The organism is Tunturiibacter empetritectus (assembly GCF_014201375.1).
Lineage (GTDB): Bacteria > Acidobacteriota > Terriglobia > Terriglobales > Acidobacteriaceae > Edaphobacter > Edaphobacter lichenicola_D.
Window position 1 is genome coordinate 508142 of sequence record NZ_JACHDZ010000003.1, and the last position, 23190, is coordinate 531331.

Annotated in this window: 14 protein-coding genes; 8 read left to right on the forward strand and 6 right to left on the reverse strand. The window is 56.5% G+C overall.

Annotation, left to right across the window (positions count from 1 at the left end; genetic code table 11):
* Nucleotides 1–50 precede the first annotated feature (50 nt).
* Complete coding sequence (locus HDF10_RS11290) at nt 51–1889, reverse strand: AI-2E family transporter (protein ID WP_183813367.1); 1839 nt, start codon at nt 1887–1889, stop codon at nt 51–53.
* A 644-nt stretch (nt 1890–2533) separates the two neighbouring features.
* Between HDF10_RS11290 and crtI the strand changes: the two genes are divergently transcribed.
* From crtI to HDF10_RS11315, 5 genes are read left to right on the forward strand one after another with little or no spacing between them, the layout of a single operon-like run.
* Nucleotides 2534–4117, forward strand: coding sequence for a phytoene desaturase family protein (crtI, locus tag HDF10_RS11295; RefSeq protein WP_183813369.1), 1584 nt, complete (start codon nt 2534–2536; stop codon nt 4115–4117).
* A gap of 53 nt (nt 4118–4170) precedes the next feature.
* A complete protein-coding gene (locus HDF10_RS11300) occupies nt 4171–5613 on the forward strand; it encodes an aldehyde dehydrogenase family protein (protein WP_183813371.1) in 1443 nt (480 codons plus the stop codon).
* Between the two features lie 18 nt (nt 5614–5631).
* On the forward strand, nt 5632–7167 hold the full coding sequence (locus HDF10_RS11305) for a phytoene desaturase family protein (protein ID WP_183813373.1): 1536 nt from the start codon (nt 5632–5634) through the stop codon (nt 7165–7167).
* Nucleotides 7164–8027 (forward strand): lysophospholipid acyltransferase family protein, encoded by an 864-nt coding sequence (locus HDF10_RS11310; protein WP_183813375.1) that lies wholly within the window; start codon nt 7164–7166, stop codon nt 8025–8027. Before HDF10_RS11305 ends, HDF10_RS11310 begins: the two co-directional genes overlap by 4 nt.
* Nucleotides 8017–9153 (forward strand): glycosyltransferase family A protein, encoded by a 1137-nt coding sequence (locus HDF10_RS11315; protein ID WP_260177821.1) that lies wholly within the window; start codon nt 8017–8019, stop codon nt 9151–9153. Before HDF10_RS11310 ends, HDF10_RS11315 begins: the two co-directional genes overlap by 11 nt.
* A gap of 332 nt (nt 9154–9485) precedes the next feature.
* Here HDF10_RS11315 and HDF10_RS11320 read toward each other — a convergent pair whose 3' ends face one another.
* The 3 genes from HDF10_RS11320 to HDF10_RS11330 all read right to left on the reverse strand — a co-directional run bounded on the left by HDF10_RS11320 (nt 9486) and on the right by HDF10_RS11330 (nt 16409).
* Nucleotides 9486–13019 carry a beta strand repeat-containing protein gene (locus HDF10_RS11320; RefSeq protein ID WP_183813377.1) on the reverse strand — a complete coding sequence of 1178 codons (3534 nt, stop codon included), beginning with the start codon at nt 13017–13019 and terminating at the stop codon, nt 9486–9488.
* Between the two features lie 373 nt (nt 13020–13392).
* Nucleotides 13393–14802, reverse strand: a complete 1410-nt coding sequence (locus HDF10_RS11325) for an APC family permease (protein WP_183813379.1) — start codon at nt 14800–14802, stop codon at nt 13393–13395.
* A complete protein-coding gene (locus HDF10_RS11330; RefSeq protein ID WP_183813381.1) occupies nt 14799–16409 on the reverse strand; it encodes a phytoene desaturase family protein in 1611 nt (536 codons plus the stop codon). Before HDF10_RS11330 ends, HDF10_RS11325 begins: the two co-directional genes overlap by 4 nt.
* 202 nt (nt 16410–16611) lie before the next feature.
* Between HDF10_RS11330 and HDF10_RS11335 the strand changes: the two genes are divergently transcribed.
* Together HDF10_RS11335 and HDF10_RS11340 are read left to right on the forward strand one after the other, a co-directional pair.
* The gene (locus HDF10_RS11335; protein WP_260177822.1) at nt 16612–17955 is read left to right on the forward strand and encodes a Gfo/Idh/MocA family protein; all 1344 of its coding nucleotides are present in this window, start codon (nt 16612–16614) and stop codon (nt 17953–17955) included.
* 198 nt (nt 17956–18153) lie between these two features.
* A complete protein-coding gene (locus HDF10_RS11340; protein ID WP_221271634.1) occupies nt 18154–19989 on the forward strand; it encodes a coagulation factor 5/8 type domain-containing protein in 1836 nt (611 codons plus the stop codon).
* A 135-nt stretch (nt 19990–20124) separates the two neighbouring features.
* On the opposite strand, the gene HDF10_RS11345 is transcribed toward HDF10_RS11340, so the two are convergent.
* Together HDF10_RS11345 and HDF10_RS11350 are read right to left on the reverse strand one after the other, a co-directional pair.
* Nucleotides 20125–21180: a HoxN/HupN/NixA family nickel/cobalt transporter gene (locus tag HDF10_RS11345; RefSeq protein WP_183813385.1), complete on the reverse strand. Its 1056-nt coding sequence runs from the start codon at nt 21178–21180 to the stop codon at nt 20125–20127.
* 101 nt (nt 21181–21281) lie between these two features.
* The gene (locus tag HDF10_RS11350) at nt 21282–21794 is read right to left on the reverse strand and encodes a cupin domain-containing protein (RefSeq protein WP_183813387.1); all 513 of its coding nucleotides are present in this window, start codon (nt 21792–21794) and stop codon (nt 21282–21284) included.
* A gap of 74 nt (nt 21795–21868) precedes the next feature.
* Here HDF10_RS11350 and HDF10_RS11355 point away from each other — a divergent pair, with 74 nt between their 5' ends.
* Nucleotides 21869–23182, forward strand: coding sequence for an NCS2 family permease (locus HDF10_RS11355; protein WP_183813390.1), 1314 nt, complete (start codon nt 21869–21871; stop codon nt 23180–23182).
* The last annotated feature ends 8 nt before the right edge of the window (nt 23183–23190 follow it).

Consider the following 23190-nt stretch of genomic DNA (forward strand, 5'->3'; position numbering starts at 1 on the left):
TAGCGCCATTGAGATCACTATTTTAGCGTACCCATGGGTGAATAAAAGCATTAGGCTTCGTCCACTTCGGATTCGTCCGGGATTGAGTCCGCATGAAGCTCGATGGCTGTCATCACTGCATTCGCTATGAACACTAATGTTTTCTTTTGATGTTCCGACAATTGCCTTGGCCGAGTGTCGAGCACGCATATAGAACCGATAATCGTGTCGTCGTGGGCTTTCAGTGGGGCGCCAGCATAGAAGCGAATGCCGTTGTCCTTGAGGAAGCAATCATGAGAAAAGCGCTCATCTTCCGCAACGTCAGGAATCACCAAGCTTGATTCCGAAAAAGATGCCTGACTGCAGATTGACAGGTCACGATCCGATTCCGGGGAAGTCAGTGAGGCCGCGGGCAATCCACACTGCGCCTCCCAAAATCTTCGTTGGCCGTCCATGACTGTTATGAGTGCAATTGGGGCTTCGAACGCTCTGGCCAAATCTGATGCAAGACGGCTAAAAACTCCCTCCTCTGGTCCGTCAAATAAATCTATTCGCTCCATTTCTTGAACAGTCTCACCCAGTACGGCGTCAACTGGGCCTTCCGTTTCAATTTGAGCTTCGGAAGGGTACAACAAGGAAGAGAGGTATTCATTCAGCAATTGCAATGAAGACACAACGTGTTGCGCGTCTTCAGTCGGGATGCGGCTTCTAAGATTAGACAGAACATCGTCGCTGCTTAACACGCAAGCTACAACCACAGCTTGGGGGAAGCGTAAGCGGATTTGGTGGCATCGCATCCTCAGGTGCCGTACTGCACGGGGAGGTACACCAATGACGCAGACAACATCAGATTCAAGTTCAGCCAGTGTTTGTTGAACGTCAGATGTGTTGTAGTCGGCTGACATCACCGTTGCTGAAGCTATATCTTCCAGGACTTGCAACGCGAGTTGACACGCTACCTCATCCGCTAAATCTCTTGCCGGTATACACACCACGGTTTTTTCGGTTACGCGGGATGGGGAGGCGATGGTTTGAGAGAGGTTATAGACATTTTCCACGAGCTCTTCAATTTCCTGAAGCATCTCCTCTGCACGTGTCGCTGTGATTTCTTCAGCATATCGAGCTTCCTCGATCATAGTGAGCGCCGGGATAATGACTGTGTCGTAAACTTCAGCTCTTGGCGTTGTCGTCAAAACATGGTCCAGCAGTGCCTTTGCTTCGTGTGTATTTGATGAGAGTATTCGCTGATAAAAGCGCTCCGAAGGGGGAGGGATTCGCTCCTCACCGAACAGCACATCGAGAAATTGCAGCTGAGGAACCTGCCGCCCCATAACAACAAGACAAACGGTAAGAGGAGTCGAAAGCAATAGCCCAGGTAAGCCCCAGAGAAGTGTCCAAAAAATTGCGGCGATCAATATCGCGAGAGCTGACATCCCGGTAGATGCGCCGTATAGCAGAGGCTCTATGAAGTTTCCTGCTATCAGTTCAAGCACTAGATATAAGATCACAGTCCAAATTAGTTCACTCCAGTGCGCAGAGACTGCGATCGAAACGAGTAGTGGGCCCGCGGCCGCAATTAGAATTCCGATGTAAGGTACGAAACGTAGAACACAGGTCAATACTCCCCAAAGCAAAGGCTTTGGTACACCGATCACCCATAGAGCGCCGCTCACCGCAACCCCGTAAAGGAGATTCACTACAAGTTGCATCAGCAGATAACGACTGACGCGGCGACTTGCATCCTCAATGGCCGTCGTCGTGACATGCATACGTCCTTTTCCAGCCAGTCGTAATGCTCTGTCTCTTAAATCTTCCCGTCCCAAAAGCATAAAAATGAGGAAGATTACAACTATGAAGATTGTTGTCAGAGGGTGGATGAGGGGAACAACAGTTCGGCTTGCCATGCTCATTACTGACTCGTCCGGCTCTTCGATTCGGACAGTGAGAGGGCCGGTTGGCGTTGAGGAGGAAATTGGAGTGTTTGATCGATTAGCTGTCCTTTGCTTTGGAGCCACGGGAAGAATCGGTACCGGTGATACCGCCCCCCCGCTTGCGATCTGCTTGCTAATACTGGTCAACATTCCAACCGTGCTGCTCAACCTACCAGCGGAATTGAGATGAAGGGCTCCAACCTTGTCAGTGACGTTCTGTTGATACTGCGGAAGTTCCACCGCAAGACTGTACACCTGGCCGAGAACCGCCCAACCCAACGCGCCTAGGCTCACGCACCTGAGCACTACAGTCGTTCGGCGTCACCAGTCCTTTGGACATGATGTCGCTGACACTGAAGCTGGCCTGGTTAGGGTTTGGGAAGAAAGGGATGCGACCGTCCATGAAGACCTGGAGCCATTGCGTCTCCGCAGGATAGATCGCCACTAGTTTTCTATTCGTTCCCCGCTGGAGCCGTGGGTTCGAGCAGATTCGTCTCAGTTTTGTATAGCACGGATGTTATGACCGCAAATATTCACGCCACGCAAGCTCCCGAGAGCGTTGTGCCATCGACGACTAGGATCGCGCATCTTCTATTGAGAACAGCACAGTGGGCTCAAACTCTATGCGCACGTACTCAAAAGAAGCTAGATCTTCAAAAGTCGTAATTGTCGGGGCAGGACCTGGAGGACTAGCAGTTGCAATGCTGCTGGCGAGGTCGGGAGTCCAAGTCAGCGTTCTCGAAAAGCGTAACCAGGTAGGCGGTAGAACCTCAACGATCGAACGAGATGGTTTCAAGTTCGACGTTGGTCCAACATTCTTTTTGTATCCAAAGGTTCTAAGAGAAATATTTAAAACTTCAGGATACGATCTGGATGCCGAAGTGCCGATGACTCGGCTGGATCCTCAGTACAGGTTGGTGTTCGGTGCAGGGGGTGAGTTACTGGCGACGCCGAATGCTGACCGCATGAGGCAGGCAATTGCAATGATCTCACCTGCAGATGCGGCTCGTCTCGAAAACTTTATGGCGCAGAATCGGAAAAAGCTAGCTAGCTTCATACCGTTTCTACAATCTCCCTTCGAGAGCTGGAAGGATTTGGCAAAACCGGAAATGATGAGGCTACTGCCTTTGCTGGCTCCGTGGAGGTCTTTGGATCAAGATTTACAGCGGCACTTCAAAGACGAGAGAATTCGGCTCGGCTTCAGCTTTCAGTCGAAATACCTGGGAATGAGCCCATTCCAGTGCCCCAGCCTGTTTTCTATTCTTTCATTTCTCGAATACGAGCACGGAGTATTTCACCCGACAGGAGGATGTGGTGCGATCACCCAGGCAATGGCAAGGATCGCTCGAGAGATGGGAGTAAAGATTCTGCTCAACGAGCCGGTAGAGCGAGTGCTAGTGGAAAACGGAAAGGCAATCGGCGTAGAGACAGCGCACTATACCCTCCCCGCTGATGCGGTGGTGGTGAATGCAGACTTCGCAGGTGCGATGCGTCAAATGGTTCCGAATCATTTGAGAAGGAAGTGGACGAACGAAACTCTGGCAAAGAAGGACTACTCCTGTTCGACGTTCATGATGTATCTGGGAATCGACGGGTGCTACGACGATGTGTCACACCACACAATCTACCTGGCGGAGGACTACAGGCAAAATCTGAAGGATATTGAAACGCTACACAGGCTCTCAGCAAACCCGTCGTTCTACGTTCAAAATGCGAGTGTTACCGACCTTACGCTGGCCCCAAAGGGGAAGAGCACCCTCTATGTACTCTTACCTGTTACACATGAGACTGGTTCAAAAGGGAGCAACTCAGTGGATTGGGAAAAGGAGACCCCGCGGTTTCGAAAGCTAGCCTTTGAACAACTGGCAAAGATTGGCATCAAAGATGTCGAGAGACGGATAGTAACGGAGAAGATTATGACTCCATCAGGCTGGAGCGGCGAGTTCAATCTTTACAAGGGGGCCACCTTCAGCATGGCCCACTCGCTGAAGCAGATGCTTCATCTGCGTCCTCATAATCGATTTGAAGATGTGGGACAGATGTACCTCGTTGGTGGAGGAACACACCCAGGCAGCGGATTGCCTGTGATCTTCGAGTCGGCTCGAATTACATCGCGACTCCTGCTAGAAGACCTGAAGATCGAGCCTCAGTGGGCGAGCTCTGTATCCGCAATATCTGACGATAAGTTGGTCGGCGTGGCATCATAGCGATGCCGATCTCTGCGATTAGGGAAGAGACGCCTCACTGTAATCCCCTGCGTATGGACGAAGTTGTGAAAGTTGATGTCGTCAGACTTTCTTCGCTTCGCGAGACTCAGCGCACATGGGCCGCGCTGCCGATACAACAGCGTCTGACCGTACTACAGCGTGCCAGGTTTGCGATGTCGGGGATGGCCGACGCGTTCTCCAACGCAATACCATCCCATCTGTGGCGGACGCCCGCCGATACCAGAGTCGCAGAGGTACTTCCACTGCTGGCTGCGTGCCGCTTTCTGGAGCAACAGGCAGAAAAGATTCTAAGGGTGCGACGATTGAGCCGACGAGGGCTACCTTTCTTGCTGACAGGGATCAGCAGTGAGATTCAGCGCGTCCCTTACGGAGTTGTTCTCATTCTGGGACCAGCGAACTATCCGCTTTTCTTGCCCGGAGTACAAACCTTGCAGGCATTAGCTGCGGGCAATGCGGTGGTGTTGAAGCCCGGGAGCGGCGGAGCCCCCATAGCGCGACTCTTTGCAGAAGCGCTCTATGTTGCGGGCCTCCCACGCGGTTTGTTGGAGGTGACGGATGATTCGATCGCGGTAGCAGAGGAGGTTCTACGGTCTCCCGTGGACAAAGTGATCTTCACGGGTTCTGCTCTGAATGCACGAAAGATCCTACGAGTATGCGCGGAAAAGATAATCCCATGTGTGGTGGAAGCTTCGGGATGCGATGCCGTCGTTGTGCTGCCTTCTGCTGATTTGAATCGAGTGGTAAAGGCGGTGACGTTTGGTATCCGTCTGAACGGCTCGGCTACCTGCATGGCTCCGCGAAGAGTATTGCTGGTAAATGCATCCGAGGATCGAAAGAAAATGCTGGTCAGCATGTTGTCCAAGGAATTCGATGAATGCAGGCCCACGCATCTTGACGAGATCACGCGAGAGAATCTGCGCGAAATGCTATATGAGGCAGAACTTTTGGGCGCTCGCGAACATGGCTCGCTCACTTCAGACCAGCGACCGATTCTAGTAACTGAGGTGAAATCCGAGATGCGCCTTGCTCAGGCCGATCTGTTCGCTCCTGTACTGTCGATAATCGACGTATCGAGCGAGACAGAATTATTAGCGGCGCAGGAGGCCTGCCCTTTCGCGCTGACGGCGTCGGTGTTTGGGCGTGAAGAAGAAGCGAGGCGTTTGGCGGCGGCGCTCAACGTGGGCACTGTGCTGATCAACGACGTCATCATCGGAACTGCGGATCCGCGTGTCCCGTTCGGCGGCCGAAGAGAAAGCGGATTCGGTACTACCCGCGGTTCTGAGGGGCTGCTTGAGATGACCGTTGCAAAAGTGATTACCGTTCAGCGCGGTAAGAGTCTTCGTACCTATGAAGTAATGGGTGAACAGCATAGGGAGTTGTTCAATGGCATAATCCAGGCGTCGCACGCGCAAACGATAAGTCAGCGATGTCACGGCTTCGCTAAGGCGGTACGGGCAGCAGTGGCGCTCAGGTAAGGTAGCGAAAGGAATAGCATGCGGGACGGTGAAACGAAAGTTGGAGTGATTGGAAGCGGACTTGCCGGGTTGGCGGCTGCTTGTACCCTGGCTGCTCGTGGATACCAAGTGGAGGTGTTCGAAAAGAACGCGTGGCTGGGGGGCAAAGCAGCGCAGTTGCGAACCGCAGGATTCCGCTTCGACATGGGGCCAACAATTCTGATTCAACCTTCGGTCCTGAGAAGAATCTTCGATGAAGCTGGACGGCGCTTAGAAGACTATGTGCCCATGGTTAGACTTGATCCACAGTGGCGCTGCTTCTTCGAAGATGGAACAAAGATGGATCTGCACGATGACGCGTCCGCAATGGCGCAAGAACTCGAGGAAATTTGGCCAAGGATGGGCGCGGGCTACCTGAAGTTTCTTGAGACATCAAAGCAGCTGCATTCGATCAGTGACCGATTCTTCTTCTGGAGATCGATCGGGTCGATGAAAGACACGATGGATTTGGGTGGAGCTTTCGACATCAAAGTTCTTAGAGACGTGATGCGAATGAGGCTGGGTAAGACAGTTGCAGGTACGATCCGAGAGTTCATCCCAGATCCGAATGTCGCGCAGATGCTTGACCATTTTGTGCAGTATGTGGGAAGCTCACCCGATGCTTCGCCCGCGATTCTCTGTGCAATCGGACACATGCAGATGGAGGAAGGAATCTGGTATCCGCTCGGCGGAACGCGCGCCGTGCCAGAGGCTCTTGTGAAATTGGCTGGCGAGCTTGGTGTCGTATTTCACACGGAGACCGATGTGTCGCAAATTATTACGGATGTCCCACGGCACGGTGGACGAGCCGGTGGCAAGGTGACTGGACTCGTTACGGCAATGGGCAAAGTCCATCATTTCAATGCTGTCGTCTCAAATGAAGACGCGGTGCGAACCCACCGCGAGCTCGTCGGCGGAGCGACTGCGAAGGAGTTTGAACTTAAGCGACACTACGAGCCAGCATGCTCCGGCGTAGTGCTCTACCTTGGGCTGAATCAGCGGTACGAACATCTGGCGCATCATGACTTTGTGTTTTCGCGCGACCCTCATGAGGAGTTTCATTCAATCTATGAGTTGGGTGAGCCTGCTCCCGACCCCACGTGTTATCTGGCCGCAACGGCCGCGACCGATCCGACAAGCGCTCCCGAAGGCGGCGAAGCGCTATATGTGCTCGTACACACACCGTATCTGCGCGAACATCATGATTGGTCCAAAATGCTTCCTGCGTATCGGCAGGTGATCTTGAATAAGCTAAAACGAACCGCGGGGCTCGAGGACATCGAGAAGCGTATTGTCTTCGAAGCGGCGCTGACGCCACAGGATATTCATGAGCGTTACCGGGTGTTGAAAGGAGCTATCTACGGGATCTCAAGTCATGGAGTCTTTCAGGGCGCATTCAAACCGGCCAATCGCAGTAAGGAACTGGCCGGAATGTATCTGGCAGGCGGAGCTGCGCACCCAGGACCTGGAATGCCTATGGTGATGATGTCGGGATGGATCGCTGCGGATTCGCTCGATCATGATGCTCGGGGTTGAGTCGTAATGAGGCAAGCAACTATATGGATGCGCCACCCATTTCGTTGATGACGCTTCGATTCTTTCGGAGAATCGTGCGCAGCTACTTTCGACGGCATTTTCACGCCGTAAGGGTAAGTGGAGCTGAGAGGCTTTCGACGCTGGCCAAAACAATTGCAGGACCGGTGATCGTCTATGCAAATCACAGTTCGTGGTGGGATCCGATGGTGTCCGTCTATCTCGCGGAGAGACTAATGGACGCGCGCCAGCACTACGCTCCGATGGATGCAGCTGCACTAGAGCGATATGCGATTCTAAAACGAGTGGGCATTTTTGGCGTCCAGATGAACTCAGCACGCGGAGCGGCGCAGTTTTTGAAAACCAGCAAAGCAATTTTGACGGCGGGCGGTGTGGTATGGGTTACACCGCAGGGTCGCTTTGTAGATGGCAGGGCGAGGCCGCTGGAGTTCAAACCGGGTCTGTCTGCCTTGGCATCGCGAGTAGCTGCAAGCGCCGGTCGATGCACCGTAGTTCCGCTCGCGATTGAGTATCCGTTCTGGGACGAGCGGTTGCCGGAATGCTTACTGCACTTCGGAGAGCCAATGAAGGTGAATTCAGGGCAGGACGCAGAGATATTGCAACAGCAGTTGGTTGAATCGCTGGAGGCAGCGATGAACACCTTACGCACAATGGCCATAGAGCGCGATGCTCGAAACTTCCATACCTTGTCGCATGGAAAACTAGGTATGGGCGGTTTCTATGGAGGTTGGCAAAGACTAAAGGCGTCCTTGACCGGCCGGCCCTTTGACCCGGAGCACACCGTGATGCCGAAACGTAGTGCGGATCTGGTTTCCTGCGAGGACCACACCGATGATGCTTGAGGCTCTCACAATAGCGGCGATGCTCTGCTCTTTGGCGCCCGCAGTATTGTTTTGCGTAAACTGGCGGCGATATCTCCCTCCACCGCAAGCCGAGCCCTCATACCTGCCCGCTCTTTCGGTTCTAATTCCAGCGAGGGATGAAGAAGATGGAATTGCTGCCGTGGTGGAAAGTGTTCTCGCAAGCACCGGCGTGAGCTTCGAAGTGATCGTGATGGACGATTGCTCGTCCGATCGAACGGCCGATATCGTCGAGGCGATCGCGAAGAAGGATGCAAGGGTGAGACTGGAGCGCACTCAAGCATTGCCAAGCGGTTGGAACGGCAAGCAGCACACGTGTTGGACCCTGGCACTTGCTGCCAGGCACGAATTGCTCTGTTTTGTAGACGCCGACGTACGACTAAAGCCGGAGTGCCTGGCCCGTATGACAGTCTTCTTGCAGCGAGGCCGACGGGGGCTAGTCACTGGTTTCCCACAGCAGGCGACGGAGACGTGGCTTGAACGGCTCCTGTTGCCCCTGATTCACTTTGTCCTACTTGGATTTCTTCCCGTCGAACGAATGAGGAATACTACCGATCCGGCGTTCGCAGCAGGCTGCGGGCAGTTTATTCTCGTTCGTCGAGAAGACTACTTCGCATGTGGCGGACACGCAGAGATTAAGACAACGATGCATGACGGACTCCTTCTTCCGAGGTTGTTCCGACAGTATGGATATCGAACAGATTTGGCGGATCTAACTGATCTCGCGACGTGCAGGATGTATCGCAACGCTCTGCAGGTGTGGCAAGGGCTTGCCAAAAATGCAACGGAGGGACTAGCGTCGCCAGTAAGAATTTTGCCGATCAGCCTGCTTCTATTTCTTGGTCAGATAGTCCCGTTCATGCTGGCAGCATGGCTATTGCTGGTGCGGGAATCTTCGGTTGCAGAGACTGTCTATGTGTTAATCGCAATCACTGGAGCGTGGCTGCCGCGTTTTATGGCGGCGTACCGATTTCGCCAGAGCTGGCGCGGAGCGTGCCTCCATCCCCTCGATGTTGGCATACTGCTTGCTGTACAGTGGTACGCTCTTACACGAAAGATAACCGGTGGAAGTGTTAGGTGGAAAGAGCGGTCCTATTCTCATTTATAAAGGCGAGGCACTTAGAGAGAATCTTTCTCCACGATCTACGCGCGGTTTAGCTAGCGTTGAAGCTGGATTAGTCCTGAAAAACGCTTCTCGTCACCTATTCCGAAATGACCGGCGACTCGGGAACTGCGAGCTCGGCTTCTCGGTGAGTGATAAATCGCCAACGCACACATTCAGTTGCTAGAACCTGGAAGTGTGTATTGGCCTGTTGGCAACAGGCGAGGGTTAAGTGCCAGGGCTTGCTTCGAACACCATTGCCAAGTGAACGAGCCTGAGCGTTCTACACGAAGCTAGTGGAAGCCGACAACTTTAGTTTATCGTCGACAGCACTCCGGCTACGGCGCGCCAGAGATGTCGCTTCCCTGAAGGATATACAGGGTACCTACTGTGGTGCCTTCACTCGGCCAGTTCGTAGTCACGAAGGCGAGCCCGTTCGTTCCCCAGCGAACCATGCGCCACGGAGCGCCGAGCACGTCCGGAATTGCGATCGTCTTCAGCAGCGCCTGCGTGTTGAGGTCATAGATGTTCAGCGTGTACGAGTTGGCTCCCTGCCCTGAGTTGTTGATCCCGACCGTGCTTGAGGACGTGAGGACGAAGGCTCGATTTAGTGCTGAGTCCGTGGCGACCAGGACACCCTGGCCCGAATCGAACTTACCGACCTGCACCGGCCCGACCGGATTTGTAATCACACCCGAGTCGCTGTAAAGCAGCTTGGTTCCCGGATCGTAATGAACCTGCAGCCCGAAGCCGCCCGAATTGAGGCCGTTCGCAGGCGATACGCCGGACGGGGAGACGGTAACGCCGTAGATTTCTTGCGGCGAGATCCCATTTTGCACTTGACCGTAAAGCGTATTCGCATCGGCGCCCCATGCAAGACTGCTGAACTCGACGCCGCTTGTGTAGTACGAGAGCGTGTTCGGACGAGCGGTAGCGTTGTCATAAATTGCGAGAAGACAGCTGTTGGGCTCAACGTTCCCTATGCCTTCCGATACCGCAATCGTTTGAGGATTTCCGGGAGCCACCTTAATCGCTACAGGAAACGTGCAACTATTCTGCGCGCCCAGCGTGCCTGTAGCTCCAGCACCCATCGGAATCGTGAGACTCAATGAGAAAGACGGCAAGGAATACTGCTGAACGATCGCCTGGCCTAAGAAACCAGCATAGAGATAGCTTCCATCGTCAGAGAGCGCGATGGTGCTCGGTTGGTCGGCAACGGGAATCGTCTGCCGGATAGCAGCAGCGGCCGGGTCGATGACGGCAATCGTATTGGGCGACACGGGATCGCCAGCGGGAACCGAAACGTAAAGCAGGTTGCGTGCGGAGTCCCAGGCAAGATCGCTGCCTGAGACGTTGAGCACCTGCATCTGCGCCTTGGCTCCCAGATTCGGAACCACCGTGAAGCCTATCGAATTGGAACTGCCTGTTCCCGGACCATTGCTAACCGCGAGTAAGCTTGCCACCGGCTGGCTTAGCGCTGCCGCGGGAATAGTGACGACCATCTGGGTGTCGGAGATGGAGTCAATCAACAGGTTCTGATTGTTCCACGTCACTTGAGAGGATTGCGTAAAGTCGCGGCCCGTCAGCGTCACTTGCGTGTCCGCACTCCCCACCGCAACGCTGACCGGCGTTACCAACGCGAGCGTAGGCGAGGGCGCGACAAAGCCGCCAACTGCGGACGTAACACCCGTAGGCGTAACAAACGAGCCATCGATCAGGTAGACCTGCGAGGCGCCATTTGCCGCAAGTCCGCTCGCTCCCCAGCGAACAATGGTCGAAGCGCCCTCGAGACCTTCGACCAGCATCGAGTTGATGTAATTGAATCGATCGAGACCGAAGGCCTGAATGTACTCTCCACCCGGAGCGGGATTGTTGGGGTAAAAGCCGTAGGCGTTCAGATAGAAGCCGAGGCGCTGCGTAGTATCCAGCGCAAAGGGATTTTGCTCGTATGAGAGGGTGTTCTGGACCTGCATCTGGCCCAGAGCCTGGCCGGTTGCAGCATTCAACACATGCCCATATCCGTCGATCAGGTTCCCGGTCGAAGGATCGTAGGCGAGATGCCTCACGAAATCACCAAGCGCGCCCCCGTACGCTTGCGCCAGGGTGATGCCACTGGCCGTGACTGAAAACACATCCTCCGGTCCACCCGAATAAGCCGAGTCTGTCCCGTAAAGAGTTGTGCTGTCTTTGCCCCAGACCAGCGAGTCATAGACATTGGGGTACGCCGGCGGACCAACGGTTGTGGCTCGCGAGATACCATCGTCGTAGACCGCAACACCTCCGACAGCGCTCTCGGGATTCGTGTCGCCTGTATGGAGCGAAACGGCGACCGTATGCGGCTGTCCTGGAGCAGCAGTCACAGCCGCCGTCGTATTCATAACGCCGTTGGCGCCCTTGCCCAAAGCAAATGTAATGTCCGGTGTAAGCGATGGAAGGATGAGGCGTTCGATCTGGCCCGTCGACGGCAGTGTAGCGTAGATGTAGCTGCCGTCGGAGGTGACAGCGATGCCGGCCGGCTGACTCGGAAGCGTCTGGGATGCGATCACGGTTCCCTGGAGCGGATCGATCGTCACGATGCTGTTCGGATTGTTCGCCGAGCTGGAAAGAGTCGACGCGACAAGGAGATTGTGGACGCTATCCCAGGCCAGATCCGCCGCAGCGACGTTCACCGTACGCACACGATTACTCGCGCTGATCACATTCAACGTTTGCGTCTGGGACGTGCCTCCACCGGGGGCTGGATTCGAGACCGCGATCGTGACCGTGCCGACGGTCGAAAGCACACTCGCCGGTACCGTGACCGTAGCCACAGCGCTCAGCTGGCCCGTGGTGAACGGCTGCACCGCGGTTCCGTTGATCAGAATCGTTGACGATTGAAGGAAGTTGCTTCCACTAAGCACAAGCAGGAAGTCTGGCGCTCCTGCCGTCACAGCTGTCGCTGAGAGGCTGTTGAGCACAGGTGCAGGATTCACAATCGGCAGCGTCAGCGTATTTGCGCCCTTGACCCCCGACGCCGAATCGGCGACCGTGATCGGCGTCGACCCCGTTGAAAAGGTGATCGCGCTCGTAACCGTGAATTGGATCGAAGTAGTCGAGATGAAATGCGTAGTGAGCGGGATGCTGCTGGCAGAGACGACTGTGGTGGGCGTGAAGTAATTGCCGGTCAATGTGACCGTCTGGGGTGCATTGCTTACCAGCACGGTGGAGGGGGCGAGCGAGTCGAGCTCAGCCGGGTGCTCAGAAAGAGATACTGCGACGGTCTGCGAGCTGCCGCCACCCGGCGCGGGGTTCGACACCGACAAGGTCAGAGTGCCCATGGATGCCAGAAGCGCGGCCGGGGCCACAGCCGTAAGCTGTGTTCCGCTGACCAGCGTGGTCGCCAGCGATGTCGTTCCCGATATCACCACCGACGAAGAATTAAAATTTGTGCCGGTCAGAGTAAACGTAGTGTCGGCAGAGCCTGCATACAAAGAGTTCGGGGTTATGCTTATTAGCGTCGGTTTCGGGTTCGTCACCGAGACCTGCTGCGTCGAAGAGCCGCCGCCCGAGGTCTGACCGTCCGGATTTGTAACCGTGACGTTCGCAGCCGATGCTAACGCCGCCAGGTTTGCGGGCACTGTCGTGGTGAGTGTCGTCGCATTCACATAGGTGGTTGTGAGTGCTGTTCCGTTCCAGCTGATCGCCGACTGCGGTTGAAAATTGCTTCCCGTCACCGTCAGCGTGAACGGCCCCGAGCCCGCAGGAACATTTGTCGGAGATACACCCGTAACGGCGGGTGCGGGCGCCTGGGTGCCACTTCCGCCGCTGTTACTAGTTGTGCTGCCGCTGGAACCGCCAGAGCATCCAGTCAGGCTTAGGGAAAAAACAACCAACAGTATAGGCAGGGAAAGGAACTTCAAAAGTTTGGTCATTGAACCCAGCAGACGGTGGATTTTTGGCGGAATTCTGCAGCCAATTGTATGGCAAGTCCAACCTTCAAACGAAGAATTTATCCAGAATTCGCCCAGGACCTAGCAGTTCAACCTGCCTCTGGAACCTCAGATCACAGCGAAAGCGTCGACTCGTGTCGGGTGGCGAAGATGGGAGGATTCTAGATCTGAGCCCAACGAGTGGTAAATCGCTAATGCACTCATCGACGATTCGATCACTGCCGGGAAGCCGACTTCTCATTACTAACCTTTGGCGCTACCGCACCGAAGATTTCGCTAAGGACTGCATCCACCGCCATTCAATCTGTTCCGGACATCAGGTCTTCCGTCGCCATTTCGCACTCAGAAAAACTGCCGCACCGCCACCGACGAGCAGGAGCGTTGAACCGAGTACCTTGGCGATCGCCAACCCTTTGTGCGGTTCGTCGTCAGGCGGAACGAGCGCCAGAACAATCGTCAGCAACGTCGTAATCAGCCCGACAGAGGCGAGTAGAACTGCAACTGCCCTTCCGCCCGGAAACCGTATTCCTCCGCGAGGAAAAGGTTCGCGCTGCAACCGGATCATCGCCAGAAAGAGAAAGACAAATGGGATGAAGTAGGTGACGATCGACATGCTTACGAGCAGATCATAGGCGCTCTGCACCGTGCTGCCGGCCTGGCTCAGCAACGCACAGAGCATTCCCGCCACGCCATAGAAGATGATCGCGATCCATGGCGTTCCCCACCTTGCATGGACGCGTCCGAAGGTCTTCGGCAGGTAGCGGTCGATGCCCGCCACAAAGGGCAGCCTGGAGGTGGAGGAGAGAAAGGAAGCGGCTCCTCCGATGCTGTTGAGCGCAAGGAAAAGCGCGATCACTACGACCACCCACGAAAGTCCGAGACGTGCACACATTACCTGAATGGCGCTTGCGAAGCCGCCGACGCCACTGATTTCCGCGCTCGGCAACGCGATAAGCATTGCGATTGTTCCAGCTATATAACTGCCGGCGAGAATTACTCCCGAGACGATAAGGGCGCGTGGAATGGTGCGCCGGGCGTTCTTGATCTCCTCGCTCATAAAGGAGCCCGTCTCGCAACCACCGAAGGCGAAGAAGATCGTCGACCAGAAGATCGCATTCTTAAGATCGGCGTGAGGAGTCATACTCACCGCCGTGAACTTCGTCGCGGACCCGAAGCGGAAGACACTGACGCCTGCGACCATGAGCAGGATGAGGATTGGAATCCAGCTGCCAAACGCTCCTATGCTGTTGAGCCACTTCCCGAACTTCAACCCAAGAACGTTGAGCACGGTAATTACCGCGAGCCAAAGCAGCGCAAATAAGAGGTAGTAGCTGCCGGTGGTGGCTAGCTTCTGTCCGTGGGGAAAGGCGAAGAGCAAGCTACCAGCTCCGAAGTAGAGGACCGCGGGGAAGTATGGAAGATTACTCATCCAGTAGGTCCAGGCAGCGAGAAAGCCCGAAAAGTCGCCAAAGGCACGCTGCGTCCAGACGTAGAGTCCGCCCTCGTCCGGGTAGCGCGCCGAGAGTTCGAGCACACTCGCAGCGAGAGGCACGAAGAAGAAGAGACACGCGAAGATCCAAACCAGGATCGTGCTCGGACCGGCCGCAGCCGCGGTGGCTACCCAGCGCAAACTCAGTCCGCCCGCAATGTAGAAGAGGGTCAGATCGAAGAAGCCCAGTTCGCGCTTCAGGAGTTGCTTCTCTCCCAACTGGCCGGGCTCCGTCATCGGGCGTCATCCAGATCGCGAAGCACCGCCATCGCAGCATTGCGCCCGTTGATGCCGATCACGCTGCCGCCGGGGTGGGTACACGCGCCGCACAGATAAACGCCCTTCATCGGAGTTCTAGCGGCGAGGCGCTTGCTCCACATATAGGCAGGAAGGCACTCGCCCTGGAAGATATGTCCGCCGGTGAGGCCGACCTTCTGCTCGATGTCAGGCGGTCCCAACACCTGCACATCGACAACGGCCTCTTGCAGATTGCTGCAGAAGCGGCCGATCGAGCACAACGCCAGGGCCTTTGCCTCGCTGCGACGCTCCTCCCAACTGCCTGACGCAAACTTGTAGGGAACGTACTGCGCGAAGACGCTCATGGTGTGCAGGCCCGCCGGAGCTACGGTTGCATCGTGCACACTCTGAAAGTAAAGCTCGCACCAGAGCTGCTCCGGAAGGGACCCCGCACGAGCTGCCGCATAGCCGGCTTTCCACTCGGCCTTCGTCAACGGAGCATTGATCTGGCCGTAGTGATGCGGCTCGTCGACTCCGGACCGAGCGGTAAAGTCTGGCAGCTCGCGAAGCAATACGTTCAGTTTCACGGTGCATCCTTCGATTGGCACCGCGCGCACCTTAGCAGCCCAGGCTGGGTCCGCACCGGCATCCAGCATGCGCAAGGTGCGGATCGGGTCTGCGTTGGATACGACCACCCGCGAAGTGATGCGCTCTCCACCCTCTAGCAACACGCCCTCGCCGGGAAGAATCTGCGCAACGTTGACGCCCGTGGCCACAACTGCTCCAGCCTCGCCGGCAGCATCGCAGAAGTAAAACGACACCATGCCCATGCCGCCCTTCACATAACCCCACATACCCGGCATCCCGCCGAGCCGGCCGGAAGAGTGATGGAAGCGAATCGAGGCTGTACCGGCGTCGAAAGGACTCGCGTTGGTGCCAATCACACCTTGCCCCAGATAAGCAGACTGCAATCGCTCGTCGACAAGATAGCGCTCGACAAACTCCGCCATCGACCAGCTGAAAAGAAGATGGTGCGCCTCGACGTCATCTTTGAGCAGATCTTCGAGTTGCTCCTGTGTTGGCGCATCACCAATCCACAGATCGCGCCGGCCGTCGTAGGAATTGTCACTTGCAGGTCGAAGCGCATCTCGCAATCGACGAACCACGTCATTCATCGCACGCCAGCCTTCAACGTCGCGCGGCGAGAAGCGACGAACTTCTTCTTCACATCGCGTGTCATCATCCCAAAGCTGAATACTGCTGCCATCCAGAAAGGGTACAAACAGCCCGTTGACAGCGGGTGTCCACGTAAAGCCGCGGCTGGGCAAGCCGAGTTCTTCGATCACGAGCGGATGCAGCAGCCCGGCAAGATAGGCACAGGGAGACATTCGGATACCGGGAAATGGCTCTTCAACCGTGCAGGCTCCCCCAACTCGCTCACGACTCTCAAGCACCAGTACGCGCTGACCTGCCCGCGCCAGGTAAGTCGCGCACGCCAATCCGTTGTGGCCCGCCCCCACAACGATCGCATCCCAGTGACGCGCGGCAATTTCTTTGAGCGGCACCGGAAGCACGACTTTCCCCAAGATTGCCGCCGTCGCAGACATACAGGCCAGTATCAACGTCCGAGTCGTAATAGCAAAGCAAAAACAGATGTGGACCTCTGATACTGCTGCAGCCAGACTGCGTCCGACCAGTTGGAGCGATCTGGCTTCCCTGCTCTTCTTCCCACTTGCGAGACAAAATCTTTTGCGGAGAATATCGTTGCAGGTAGTGGTCAACTTCATGATACGAGGACAGGGGCACGTGTTGAATCGTAGAAATTTCCTGAAAGCCGCGGGAACAGCAACCGCGGAGACGTTGCTGGGATCAAGGATGTATGCGCTCACAACAGCTCAGACCAGCCCTGCCGTCCCAGTCGCGCCCAACGATCACATCCAGTTCGCGCTGATCGGGGCAGGCATTCAGGGCCAATTCGACACAAAGACCGCAGTGCAGGTTCCCGGCGTGAAGCTATTGGCCGTAGCAGACTGCTACGACGGCAGGCTCGAGCACAGCAAGGAGCTTTGGGGCAACGACCTCTTTACGACGCGTGACTACAAGGAGATCCTCGCCCGCAAGGATATCGACGCCGTCCTCATTGCCACGCCGGACCATTGGCACAAGCAGGCAGCCATCGACGCCATGAACGCAGGCAAGGATGTCTACTGCGAAAAGCCGATGATCCATCTGTACTCCGATGGACCCGAGATGATCGAGACCGCTCGCACCTCAAACCGCATCCTCCAGATCGGAAGCCAGCGCGTAAGCTCGATCATCTATTCGAAGGCGAAGGAGCTGTTAGCTTCGGGCGCCATCGGCCAGCTCAACATGGTCACTGCGCGCTGGGACCGCAACTCCTCCATGGGCGCATGGAACTACACCGTACCTCTCGACGCATCGACCGAAACCTGCGACTGGCCACGCTTTCAGGGGACCGCTCCCAAAATTCCCTTCAACGCCGAGCACTTCTTCCAGTGGCGCAAATGGAAGGCATACAGCAGTGGCGTAGCCGGCGATCTCTTCGTGCACCTCTTCAGCGGCACTCACTTCATCACTGGATCGCACGGCCCCACGCGAGCGATGGCAACCGGTGGCCTGCGCTTCTGGAAGGACGGACGCGACGTGCCCGACGTCATGCTTGGCCTCTTTGACTACCGCGAAGGATTCAACCTCAGCCTCCGTGTGAACTTCGTCGACGGCGGCGAGGAGAGTGAAGGGCTGATCTTTACCGGATCGGAGGGAACCATGGAGATCGCCGGCAGTACTGTCAGCGTAAACCGTGTGCCACTCAAGAAAGAGCCGGGCTACACCATCGGAACCTTTACCGATGCGATGCAAAAACGCATCCTTGAAGACTACCAGCAGAAATATCCGGTCACGCATCCATCTGGCGGTCCAACCGCGGGGTTTGAGAAATATGTAGCTCCCGCCGGATACAGCGACAGCTATGACCACTTCAGTAACTTCTTCTCGGCGGTTCGCACGCGGAAACCGGTTGTGGAAGATGCGGTGTTTGGCTTCCGCGCCGCCGGCGCTGCCCTACTGAGCAATCTCAGCATGGAGCGTGGTGAAGTTGTGAAGTGGGACCCGGACGCGATGAAGCTCGTGTGAAATATCTCTGAAAAATCAATTGATCGCGACGCAAATCCTCTGAAAGTCAATCTCTAACTCAAGAATTCTTTGTAAAGGATGCCGGCTTCAAACGTTTTTGTAGGGCGAAAACTGTCGACACTCCTCGATTGACAAGCAAGTAAAACGCAGACTATCTTTGCCGGCGCAATCCACCCCATGCGTACCGGAGTTGCCAACGTGAGATACAGAGCAAGCAAACCTATCCCTGCGAAGCCAGCCTTCGCGCGCCTCGTCGGAACACTTCTCTTAGCCGCAGGTGCACTTGCCAGTTCAGCTGTCGCTCAAAACACATCAGATCTCGGCCCCAACGTTTACATCTTCGACCCCAGCATGTCGACGAGCCAGATCCAGGCAACGGTCGACTCCATCTCCAACCAGCAAATAAGCAATCAGTTCGGCACGCAGCGCTATGCCCTGTTGTTCAAGCCCGGCGTCTACGGTAGCGCCGCTACTCCCCTCAACTTCACGGTAGGCTTTTACACCGAGGTCGCCGGATTGGGTGCTTCGCCGGACGATGTCGTCATCAACGGCTCCATTGATGTCTACAACCAGTGCTTCGGCTCGAACAATTGCATCGCGCTCGACAACTTCTGGCGGTCGCTGTCGAACCTCGCCATCAACGTCAACACGCCTAACTTCGGTTGCTACTCCGGTGAGTTCTGGGCCGTGTCGCAGGCGGCCCCGATGCGCCGCGTCCACATCACCGGCAACACCACGCTCATGGACTACTGCTCAGGCCCCTCGTATGCGAGCGGAGGTTTCATCGCCGACTCTGAAACCGGCTCTATCGTCAACGGGTCCCAGCAGCAGTTCTACGTCCGCAACAGCAACATCGGCAGCTGGTCGAACGGGGTCTGGAACCAGGTCTTCTCCGGCGTCGCAGGAGCGCCGGCGCAGAGCTATCCGAATCCTACCTACACGACCCTCCCGAGTACGCCGGTCAGCCGCGAGAGACCATTCCTCTACAGCGACAGCAATGGCAACTACAAAGTTTTTATTCCTGCACTACAGAAAAACTCGTCTGGCGTCAGTTGGTCGAGCGGAAGCACGCCTGGTCAATCAAAGTCCATCAACAACTTCTTCATCGCGACCCCCTCCACCAATGTGGAGGCGATTAATCTCGCACTGCTCTTTGGCAAGAGCCTCATCCTCACTCCGGGCGTCTATGAGCTCAAAGACTCCATCCGCGTCCTCTATCCCAACACCATCGTTCTCGGCCTCGGCTTCGCGACGCTCGTCCCGCAGATCGGCCGACCTGCGCTTACCGTCACAGATGTAGACGGAGTGCGGATCGCAGGCCTTATCGTGGATGCCGGCCCGATCAACTCCGACGTGCTCGTCCGACTCGGCAGCTCGAGGCTGAGAAGTCTGGACAACCGGTTCGGGATTAACCTTTTCCGGGATCACTCCTCGAATCCATCCTCCTTGAGCGATATCTTCTTCCGCATCGGCGGAGTCGCCGCTGGAAGCGCCACCACGAGCCTCGAAATCAACAGCAACGACGTCCTGGTCGACGACATCTGGGCATGGCGCGCAGACCACGGCGCTGGAGTCGGCTGGATCGTAAACACCGCAGATCACGGCATGATCGTCAACGGCGATAACGTAACCGCAACCGGCCTCTTCGTGGAGCACTACCAGAAGGAGCAGGTGCTGTGGAACGGCAACGGCGGCGAGACCATCTTCTACCAGAGTGAACTGCCCTACGATCCGCCGAGCCAGAGCGCATGGACCGACGGAACCGCCAATGGCTATCCGTCGTACGTCGTCTCCAACTCAGCGACCACGCATCAGGCCTACGGCCTCGGCATCTACTCCTTCTTCAATCAGGGAATCAACATCATCGAAGACAATGCGATGACCGTTCCCAACGCAAGCGGAGTCGCGATTCACGACGTCGGCACAATCTGGCTCAATGGCAGCGGGCAGATCACCCACGTCATCAACGGACAAGGCGCAACGGTCAACAGCAGCAACGCGGATACACTAAGCCCTGTCGTGCTCTACCCATAGACACCCAGCATTTCAGAGACAGATTGCATCGAACATCACTGAGGGACGCAGACGTCATGCTGTCCCTCAAGTGCTTTGTCCCATCGCGTCACTCAAAGCATCACAAGTTACACCTCAGGCCATCACGAAGCACAATCACGTGCTCACCTCCAGCTCGTCGAACCTGCGCCACTTGTAAAACCAGATCGAGACGATCCAGCTCAAGGCAAAGAGTCCAATGATGACGTAGCCCAGCGTGCCGAAGTTTTCATTGAGCGTTCCAACCCAGGACCAGAACGTCCCGTGAAAGTGAAACTGGTCGGCCATCAACCCCAGCGCTTCGATCCCCCCCACCATCACTGCGACGATGACCGAGATCAGGGTAATCGTCATGTTGTAGTAGATCTTGCGAATTGGCTTCACGAAGGCCCATCCGTACGCGCCCAGCATCAAAACATTGTCCGTCGTATCGATCAGAGACATGCCTGCCGCAAACAACGCAGGAAAAACCAGAACCGACCAAAGCGACAATCCCCTTGCGGCCTCGGAGGCCGAGAGGCCAAGCAGTCCAATCTCCGTCGCGGTATCGAATCCGAGGCCAAATAGAATGCCGAGCGGATACATGTGCCAGCTATGCCGGATCAACGCGAACATCGGTCGAAAGAGGCGAGATAGAAATCCGCGGCTGCCCAGCAGCAGATCGAAGTCTTCCTCAACGTAGCGCTCCCCTCGACGAACCCGCCGGAAAGCAAGATACACCGACCGCAGAACCGCCATGTTCACGATTGCAATCCCAAACAGAAATAGCGTCGAGACGAGCGTCCCAACCACTCCGCCGATATGTCTCACGGCATCCAGTCGATGTTGCAGCGACAGTGCTGTAGCCGAGATCGCAATAGACCCCAGCACCACAATCGTCGAGTGCCCCATTGAGAACATGAAACCCACCGCGACCGGACGCTTGCCCTCCTGCATCAACTTGCGCGTTACATTGTCGATCGCTGCAATATGATCGGCGTCCACCGCATGACGAAGGCCGAAGCTGTAAGCCAGAAACGCAGTACCCAGCAACACTGGATAGTGTCGAAACGCAAGAAACGCCCACATCCATGCGGCAACATTCATCAGCAGCAAAAGGCTGTAGATAGCGAGAACCTTGCGCCTGGTATTGGCCGCAATATGGTCAAGCACGCCGCTAAGCAGATCTTTCATCCAGTCCTTACTAAACAATACGAATCACAGTACAACATCAGATCGAGCAGCGTCTCATCCGCCGCAGAAAGTATCTTCAGATCTTCGAAGAACATCCCACCTCAAGGAGCGACCCTGGTCAAAGCCGTAATCTCCTCAACAAACTCGGGCCACGCTTCACATAGCTCCTCCCGTTCACCGGCGTCATAGTCCTCAAACTCAAATCCCGGGCTCACCGTACATCCGAGCAGCGCCCAGCGTCCTCCTTCAACCAGCCGCGAGCCTTGCCACACGCCCCGCTCCACCACCACCTGCGGCCTCTGGCCACGCAGCAGATCGTTCCCAATCACCACCGTCTGGCCCTTTCCCTTCTCGACCAACTGCAGCATCTCCACCGCATCCCCGGCATAAAAATGAAACACCTCATCCGACTTCAGCCGGTGCATCTCGCTGAACGTCTCCGACTCCAGCAGATAGTAGATCGCGGTTCCAGTCCGCCGCGCCCCCGCGTATCTCTCATCGCCAAACGCACTGGCCTCCACCTTCTCCGCAGCCTCGTAGGTCCTCACATACCATCCACCCTCGCGCGGATGCGGTTGCAACCCAAGTAATTTCTTCACGTCCTCTGCAGTCATCCAAGCCCTCTCACGCTATGCTGGTACTACTCCACCCATTCTAGTTTCCCGCGCCTCACAGGAGCCCTGACCTGATGCACCTCCGCACTCGCCTGGAGCACTACTTCGGCTTCTCAGCACACGCGACCAACTGGCGAACAGAGATCCTTGCCGGCCTCACGACCTTCATCACGATGGCTTACATCATCTTCGTGAACCCATCCCTCCTCAGCAAAACCGGCATGCCGCTCGCCGCCGTCACCACCGCCACCTGCCTCTGCGCAGCCTTCGGCAGCATCCTCATGGGAAGCATCGCCAACTACCCTCTTGCCCTCGCGCCCGGCATGGGCCTCAACGCCTACTTCACCTACACCGTCGTCCTCGGCATGGGAGTCCCCTGGCAAACGGCACTTGGCGCCGTCTTCCTCTCCGGCATCATCTTCCTCGCCCTCACCTTTAGCGGCATCCGCCAGCGCCTCGTCGCCGCCATCCCCCATCAACTGCACGCAGCCGTCGGCGGAGGCATCGGCCTCTACATCGCCTTCATCGGATTTCGCAATGCCGGCATCATCGTGCCTAGCGCCGCCACCACGGTCACCCTCGGAAACCTGCGCGCACCCGGCACGGCCCTGGCAATCTTTGGTCTCCTGCTCATCGCGATCCTGCAAGTCCTCCGCGTGCGAGCCTCCATGCTCGTCGGCGTCCTCACCACCACCTTCCTCGGCATCCTCTGCCATCAAGTCCACTGGGAGCCCGCGCACTACGACCTCTCCGCCATCAAAGTCACAGCCTTCCACCTCGACATCCTCGGCGCGCTCCACATCGGAGCCTTCGAGATCATCTTCGTCTTCCTCTTCGTCGATCTCTTCGATAACATCGGCACCCTCGTCGCCGTCACCCAGCGCGCCGGACTCATCGCCCCCGACCACACCATCCCCCGCCTCAACCGCATCTTCCTCGCCGATGCCAGCTCCACCATCGTCGGCTCCCTCGCCGGCACCAGCACCGTCACCAGCTACATCGAGTCCTCCGCCGGAGTCGCCGCAGGAGGCCGCACCGGCGTCACCGCCATCGTCACCGGCATCCTCTTCTTCCTCGCGCTCTTTCTCGCTCCCCTCGTCGGAGCCATCCCTACCTTCGCCACCGCACCCGCGCTCATCCTCGTAGGAGGCCTAATGCTGACCGGCCTGGGCGAGATCGAGTGGGACGACCCGCAGATCGGTATACCCGCCTTCCTTACCGTCGCGACCATCCCACTCACCTGGTCCATCGCCGACGGCCTCAGCTTCGGCCTCACCAGCTACGCACTCCTCCAGCTCCTCACAGGCCGCGCCCGCCGTCAGGACTGGATGCTCTATCTCCTCGCCGCCCTCTTCCTCCTGCGCTTTGTCTTTCTCATCAGCAAATAACCCACGCC